This is a genomic window from Massilia sp. P2_C2, assembly GCF_056404615.1.
In genome coordinates, this window is the sequence record NZ_JBFUDR010000045.1 from 22,201 (window position 1) to 29,402 (window position 7,202).

Here is a 7,202-nt window from a genome sequence, read left to right on the forward strand (position 1 = left end):
GTCGATAAGGTCAGCAGGAAAGCAGGAAAGCAGGAAAGCACGACGATTCTCGATGACAGGGACGGATTCTCAGGCTTGCCCAGCTACCCTTGTACAGCACGGGTCCGGTCGGCCCCGTCGGATCCGGCGAGCCGGACTTCGGCTCCAGGCTGATCGCCAGCAGGGCGACGTCCGGATCGATGGCGCGCGCGTCGAGCGCCAGATCGGTGCTGCGGTTGCCGGGCAGGATGCCGAGCGACCGGGGTTTGCCGGTACGGGTGATCGCCCACAGTTGCAGGGTGCGGTCGGTGGGCACGTGGACTTCTTCGGCCACGCGCACATCGAGCCGGCCGCGTGAGGTGTCGGCCGTGACGACGAGCGCCGTGTGCGATTGCGCGTCGGACAGGGCCGCGATCTGGTGCGGCTGCGGCGCGATGTCCGGCATCGTCTTGCTGACGGCGAGCACGAGCCAGGCCGCGCACGCACCCACGGCCAGCACGCCCCACGGACGGGCCACGTCGCTATGCCAGAACTGCCACCACGGCGCGCGCGRCGCGATGGCGGCGGGGTCGAGCCGGCGCTCGATGGCGGTCCATACACGCGCAGGCGGCATCCTGGGCAGGTCCAGCTCGGCCAGCGCCGCCAGCCGCTCCTGCCAGCCGGCAACAACGTCGCGCAGCGCCGGATCGTCGCGCAGCCACGTCTCGAAACGGCGCCGTGCTCCACCGCGCAGCGTGCCCAGCGCGTATTCGGCCGCGAGCCTGTCGCGTAACGTGGAGGAGTCGCGCAGCGCGGGAAAATCGCGCAGGATCATGGCGCCTCCCGCTGCCCCAGGCAGTCGCGCAGGCGGACGAGGCCACGCCGGATCCATGTCTTGACAGTACCGACCGGCAGATCGAGGCGCTCCGCCACTTCGCCGTGCGACAAACCGTGCAGATACGCCATGCCGATCGCCTGGCGCTGGCGGCTCGCCAGCGTCTCCATGCAGCGGGCCAGCGCCCGGGCATCGCGCGACAGCTGCGCCGGGTCGGTCGGTCCGGAGGACGGGTCGGCCAGGCCGTCGGYCGCCTCGATGTCCAGGTCGCCGTCGCCCGCGGCCGCATGCGTGCGGCGCCGGATGTGCAGCGCCTTGTTGCGCACGATCGTCACCATCCATGTGAGAGGAGGCGCCACGTGCATCTGGTAGCCGGGTGCCGCATGCCAGATCGACACGAAGGTATCGCGCAGGGCTTCCTCCGCCAGGTCTTCCCTGTGCAGCACGCGCAGCGCAAAACCGAACAGTTGTGCGGACGTGACGTCATACAATGTGCGCAACGCATGTCGGTCCTGCATGGCCACGGCGGCGAGCAGACGGTACAGCTGATCGTCCTGGTCGGTGTGCGGGATCACGGCGCCCCCATCATTGACTTAATGCAAACATTGTAACGTGACAATGCCATGACAGGGAACCTGTTACACATTGCGCGCCCGACTGCAACGGATCCCGCGCAGCCGGACGGCTAAGCGGTTGCCGTCCTGAGCGACTTTACCAGTTTTACCCGTTTGATCTCGCCCACGATGAAGACATAGCTGAAGATCGTGACGGCCGCGTTCGCGCCCACATAGACGAGCGCGCCGGCGAACGATCCGGTTCCCTGCAGGATGTAGCCGATGACGATCGGCGTCGTGATGCCGGCGATGTTGCCGAAAGTGTTGAACAATGCACCCGACAGGCCGCCCGCTTCCTTCGGCGACGTGTCGGCCACGACGGCCCAGCCCAGCGCGCCGACGCCCTTGCCGAAGAACGCCAACGCCATCACGGCGACGACGAACATATCGCCCTCGATGTAATTACAGGCGATCATGCTCATCGACAGCAGCATGCCCGCCACGATCGGCACCTTGCGCGACAGCGACAGCGAGAAACCGGCCTTCGCGAGGCGGTCGGAGATGGCGCCGCCGCACACGCCGCCGAGGAAGCCGGCGATGGCGGGCAGCGACGCGACGAAGCCCGCCTTCAGGATCGTCATGTGGCGTTCCTGCACGAGGTAGACGGGAAACCACGTGAGGAAGAAATACGTCAGCGTATTGATGCAATATTGGCCGATGTAGACGCCCAGCAGCATACGGTTGCCCAGCAACTCCTTGACGCAGGCGAGGGTGTCGACGGCGCGCGGCTGGGCATGACGTTTGGCGCCGTCGAGGTCGACGAGCGCCCCACCCTCCTCGATGTATTTCAGTTCGCCGGCGCTGACGGACGGATGGTCTTTCGGACCGTGGATGACCTTCAGCCACACGAAGGCCAGCGCGATCCCGAGTCCGCCCATCACGACGAACACGCTCTGCCAGCCGAACGCGTGCACCAGCCAGCCCATCAGCGGCGCGAACAGCACGGTCGCGAAATACTGGGCCGAGTTGAACAGCGCGGACGCGAGTCCCCGCTCGTGCGTGGGGAACCACGCCGACGTGATGCGGCTGTTGCCCGGGAACGAAGGCGCCTCGGCCGCGCCGACGAGGAAGCGCAGCACGAACAACGCGCCCACGGCGGTGGCGCCCGTCAGGAAGCCGACGGCCCCCGTCAGCATCGTGAACAGCGACCACAGGAAGATGCTGAAGAAATAGGTGATCTTCGACCCGAACCGGTCGAGCAGCCAGCCGCCGGGCAACTGGGCCGCGACATAAGCCCAGGCGAACGCGGAAAAGACGAAGCCCATCTCGACGGGCGAGAGGCCGAGTGCCTTGCGGATCTCGGGGCCGGCGATCGAGATCGAGGCCCGGTCCGCGTAATTGATCGTCGTGACGATGAACAGGATGGTCAGAATGGTCCAGCGCGTGCGCGACGCGAGTTTCGTCGCGGCGGCCGGCATGGCGGCGGTCGTTGTGTGCTCCATGGTCCCTCCAGAGATTGGTGTGCGCCAGGTCAGAACGCCTGGCGGATGCCCAGGTTGTAGCCGGTGTTGCCCGTACCCGGCTCCGTGTTGTTGGCGACCGTATAGCCGGCGCCGTTCTTGTTATGGATATGTGCGTACGCGGCATACAGGCCGGTGTGTTTCGACAGCGCGTACAGGTAGCCGATGCCCCATCCGGTGGCGTCCTGATTAAACTGCGTGCGGTCGTCCTTGTGCTGGGTCGAGAACATCAACGTGCCCGGCCCCACCGGCGCCGTGAAGCCGAGCAGGAGCTCGCGGCCGTCCGTCGACGGCGTCGGCTTCGCGCCGCCGTACGGATTGTTGGCATTGGCGAGCAGGGCACTGTTATAGCCCCGATCGATGCCGTAGGCGCCGTACAGCCTGACCCATTTGAAGTCGTAGTTCGCGCCGAGCAGCAGATTGCGGCCCAGGTCGTGGCTGACGCCGGTCGCCGCCACGTCCGTGTTCTTGCTGTTGTACGCGAGACGCAGGCGCAGCGCGCCGCGGGTGACGTCGAGCGCGCCACCGAACTGGCGCCCCGCCGACAATGCCGACTGCTCGCCCGCGCTGTACGCCAGTTCAGCGTGGGCGCCGGCCACCGTCGGCGACGTGACCATGATCGTATTGCTGGTGCGGACGTTCGTGCCGTTATCGGGGAACAGGTTCTTTGCCGTGCCCGCGTAGCCCGTGCCGAACGGGTCGGCCACGGACGTCAGCGTAAGGTGGTAAGGCGTGTACTGGCGGCCGAAGGCGACGGTGCCGGCCCGCGTCTTCAGGCCCACGAACGCCTGGCGGTTGAAGATCGTGTTCGCGGCATCCAGTTCGCCCGTGTCGATCTTCGCGCCGGTCTCGAGCGTGAAGAAGGCCGTCATGCCGTCGCCCAGGTCCTCGCTGCCACGGAAGCCGAGGCGCGAGGCGGAGGCTGCGCCACTCGTGACTTTCGTGACGTGGCCGCCGCTGCCGCCGCGTTCGCCGACCAGGGCGGCATCGACGATGCCGTAGACCGTGACGTTCGTCTGGGCGTGCGCGCCCGCGCCCGCGGCCAGGCCGAGGGCGATCCATACTGCTCGTTTCATGTGTCTCCTTGTTTGTTCTTGTGTTTGTGCGCGCGCGGTTCAGGTCACGGGGGCCGGGTTGAACAGCGCGAGCGCGTTATGCAGGCGCCAGTGCTCGGCCCACGTCTTCTTGCGGCCGCTCGCCACGTCGAGCAGGAAGTGAAACAATTCCCAGCCCACGTCCGCGATCGTCGCCTCGCCCGTCGCGATGCGGCCGGCGTTGATGTCCATGAGGTCGTGCCAGCGGCGCGCCAGGTCGTCGCGCGTCGCGACTTTCACCACCGGAACAAAGGCGAGCCCGTACGGCGTGCCGCGCCCCGTCGTGAACACGTGCATGTTCATGCCGGCGGCCAGTTGCAGGGTGCCGCAGATGAAATCGCTGGCCGGCGTGGCCGCGTAGATCAGGCCCTTCTGCTGCAATTTATCGCCCGGCGCCAGCACGCCGGCGATCGGCGCCGTCCCGGACTTGATGATCGATCCCATCGCCTTTTCCACGATGTTGGCGAGGCCGCCCTTCTTGTTGCCCGGCGTCGTGTTCGCGCTGCGGTCCACGCCGCCGCGCTTCAGGTAGTCGTCATACCACGCCATCTCGCGGATCATGGCCTGCGCCACGGCGTCGTCAAGCGCGCGCGCCGTCAGCTGGGCGATGCCGTCGCGGACTTCCGTCACTTCCGAAAACATGACGGCCGCGCCGGCCCGCACGAGCAGGTCGCTCGCGAAGCCGACGGCGGGGTTCGCCGTGACGCCGGAAAACGCATCGCTGCCGCCGCACTGCACGCCGACGACGAGTTCCGACGCCGGCACCGTCTCGCGCCGGCGCAGGTCCAGTTCGGCCAGGTGTTTGTCGGCCGAGCGCATGATGGATTCGATCATGTCGCCGAAGCCGACGTGGGCCGCATCCTGCAGGCAGACGGTGTCCGGTTCCTGCTGCGCGTTCTGAATCGGGATGGAACCCTGCGGGAACATGCGGGCCGGCTGCAGCTTCTCGCAGCCGAGGCTCACGAGCATCACGCGCCCGCCGAAGTTCGGGTTCTTCGCGATGTTGCGGAGCGTCCTGATCGGCACCTCGGCGCCGGGCGCGTCGATGGCGACCCCGCAGCCGTAGGTGTGCTCGATGGCGACGACGTCGTCCACGTTCGGGTAGGTCGGCAGCAGCTCTTTCCTGATCCGCTCGACGGCGAAGGCGACGACGCCCGACACGCATTGCACCGTCTCGCTGATGGCGAGGATGTTGCGCGTGCCGACCGAGCCGTCCGGGTTGCGATAGCCTTCGAACGTATAGCCTTCGAGCGGCGGCAGCGGCGCGCGGTCGCGGACGGGCTTCGGCAGGTCGTCGAGGCCGCGCGCGGCCGGCATGCCGACCAGCGATTCCTCGATCCACGTGCCGCGTGCGATGGCGGCCAGCGCATAGCCGATCGTCACGTCATAGCGCACGATCGCCTCACCCCGCGCGATGTCGACCAGCGCGACCTTGTGCCCTTCCGGCACACGCGTCCTCAATACCAGCCCGTCGGGAAAGACAGTGCCTTCCGGCAGGCCGCCGGTGTTGACGACGATGGCGACATTGTCGTTCTCGTGCATGCGGATGGTGCGGGGGGTAGTCATCGGCATCTCCTGTGTAACCCTTGCTTTTATATGATTGCGCAATCATTTCTGAATCAAAAAAGACCCGGTCGTTTTTCCAGGCTTCCGGCAGCGCGTCGGCACCGCCCGCGGACCAAAATGACACCGCAATCATTTTTATCCTAAAAATATGGCCGCTCAATGTCGGCCATGTTGTCTCCGCGCGGCGTGGGCAATGATCAAAACTGCCCCCGGCACCCGGCGTTTGGTATGATACCGCAATCATCCGTGAACGCAAGCGAAAATCGTCGCGGACCCGTCGCAACATCTTTCACACGGCACAGCGCATGACACAACCGGTCGAGTACGCAGAAGACAACCAGGACGCGGTCGAACGGCCGAAAAGCATCACGCTGAAGGACGTCGCCCGGCTGGCGGGGCTGTCCCCGATCACGGTGTCGCGTGCCCTGCACAACCCGCGGCTGGTGAAGCCGGACACGATCGCACGCGTGAAGGAAGCGGCGGCAGCGATCGGCTATATCCCGAACATGCTGGCCGGCAGCCTGACGACGAAGCGCAGCCAGCTCATCGCCGCCGTGGTGCCGCAGTTGTCGAACTCGATGTTCGCCGAGACGGTGCAAGGCCTGAACGACGAATTGTCGGCGCACGGGTACCAGCTGCTGCTGTCCGTATCGAATTATTCGCGCCAGAAGGAAGAAGACCTGCTGACGGCCATCCTGAGCCGCCAGCCCGACGGCATCGTCCTGACCGGCATCAACCACCACCCCGGCGTGCGCAAGAAGCTGCTGGCCACCGGCGTGCCCGTCGTGGAGACGTGGGACCTGACGCCCTCCCCCATCGACATCGTCATCGGCTTTTCGCAGGAACGGATCGGCGAAAAGGTCGCGCAATACCTGCTCGGCAAAGGCTATCGCCGCATCGCCTCGATCTGCGCCCGCGACGAGCGCGCGAACCGCCGCCGCCTGGCGCTGGAGGCGGCGCTGCAACAGCATGGCGTGGCGCCCGTCGCCACGCACATGGCGACGCCACCGACGGTGCTCAACCTGGGCCGCGAAGGCCTGCGCGCGATCCTGGCGGCGGGACACGCACCGGAAGTCGTCGTATGCAGCTCCGACGTGCTGGCACAGGGCGCCCTCATCGAGGCCGCCGCGCAAGGCATCGCCGTGCCGGAAACGCTCGGCATCATGGGTTTCGGCGACTTCGATTTCGCCGCGTTCACGCATCCGCCCATCTCGTCCATCCATATCGACAAGCGGGCCATCGGGGTGCTGGCGGCCCGGGCGCTGATTGCCAGGATCAATGGGGAACCGTTGCCCGAGCATGTGATCGACGTGGGGTTTCAACTCGTCGAGCGGGCGACGACGCAAAAAGTGAACTAAGCATTAAGTTGTACGATGACCTGTAGGGTGGACGGCAAGCCGTCCACCCTACCCAAAAATCTGCTTGCGGTGCCGCGGCTCTAGTTGTACGATGACTGACAAGTTAACCCAAACCCTCCCTCATCCACCATTGGAGCCCACATGAATCCGCAAGAACTCAAGCAAGTGATGTCGTCCGGCCTGCTGTCCTTCCCCATCACCGACTTCGACGCCGAAGGTAATTTCCGCCCGGGCACCTATGCCGAACGCCTCGAATGGCTCGCCCCGTACGGCGCCACCGCCCTGTTCGCGGCCGGCGGCACGGGCGAGTTCTTCTC

6 protein-coding genes and 1 pseudogene are annotated in these 7,202 nt (G+C 66.2%); 2 read left to right on the forward strand and 5 right to left on the reverse strand.

Translation table 11 applies throughout. The annotated features are described in order from the left end of the window. Positions 1–10 precede the first annotated feature (10 nt). The 5 genes from AC1DYX_RS08060 to garD form a co-directional block, all read right to left on the reverse strand. The gene (locus tag AC1DYX_RS08060) at positions 11–793 is read right to left on the reverse strand and encodes an anti-sigma factor (protein WP_477258083.1); all 783 of its coding nucleotides are present in this window, start codon (positions 791–793) and stop codon (positions 11–13) included. Then, a complete protein-coding gene (locus tag AC1DYX_RS08065) occupies positions 790–1,368 on the reverse strand; it encodes a sigma-70 family RNA polymerase sigma factor (protein ID WP_477258085.1) in 579 nt (192 codons plus the stop codon). Before AC1DYX_RS08065 ends, AC1DYX_RS08060 begins: the two co-directional genes overlap by 4 nt. A 110-nt stretch (positions 1,369–1,478) precedes the next feature. Then, positions 1,479–2,849 (reverse strand): MFS transporter, encoded by a 1,371-nt coding sequence (locus AC1DYX_RS08070; protein ID WP_477258087.1) that lies wholly within the window; start codon positions 2,847–2,849, stop codon positions 1,479–1,481. Between the two features lie 29 nt (positions 2,850–2,878). Beyond that, positions 2,879–3,943: a porin gene (locus AC1DYX_RS08075; RefSeq protein WP_477258089.1), complete on the reverse strand. Its 1,065-nt coding sequence runs from the start codon at positions 3,941–3,943 to the stop codon at positions 2,879–2,881. Between the two features lie 39 nt (positions 3,944–3,982). Further along, positions 3,983–5,527 (reverse strand): galactarate dehydratase, encoded by a 1,545-nt coding sequence (gene garD / locus AC1DYX_RS08080; RefSeq protein ID WP_477258091.1) that lies wholly within the window; start codon positions 5,525–5,527, stop codon positions 3,983–3,985. 305 nt (positions 5,528–5,832) lie between these two features. On the opposite strand from garD, the gene AC1DYX_RS08085 reads away from it, so the two are divergent. Both AC1DYX_RS08085 and AC1DYX_RS08090 read left to right on the forward strand, forming a co-directional pair. After that, positions 5,833–6,885 (forward strand): LacI family DNA-binding transcriptional regulator, encoded by a 1,053-nt coding sequence (locus AC1DYX_RS08085; protein ID WP_477258093.1) that lies wholly within the window; start codon positions 5,833–5,835, stop codon positions 6,883–6,885. Between the two features lie 141 nt (positions 6,886–7,026). Then, positions 7,027–7,202 (forward strand): annotated as a pseudogene (locus tag AC1DYX_RS08090) (5-dehydro-4-deoxyglucarate dehydratase); the annotation flags it as partial.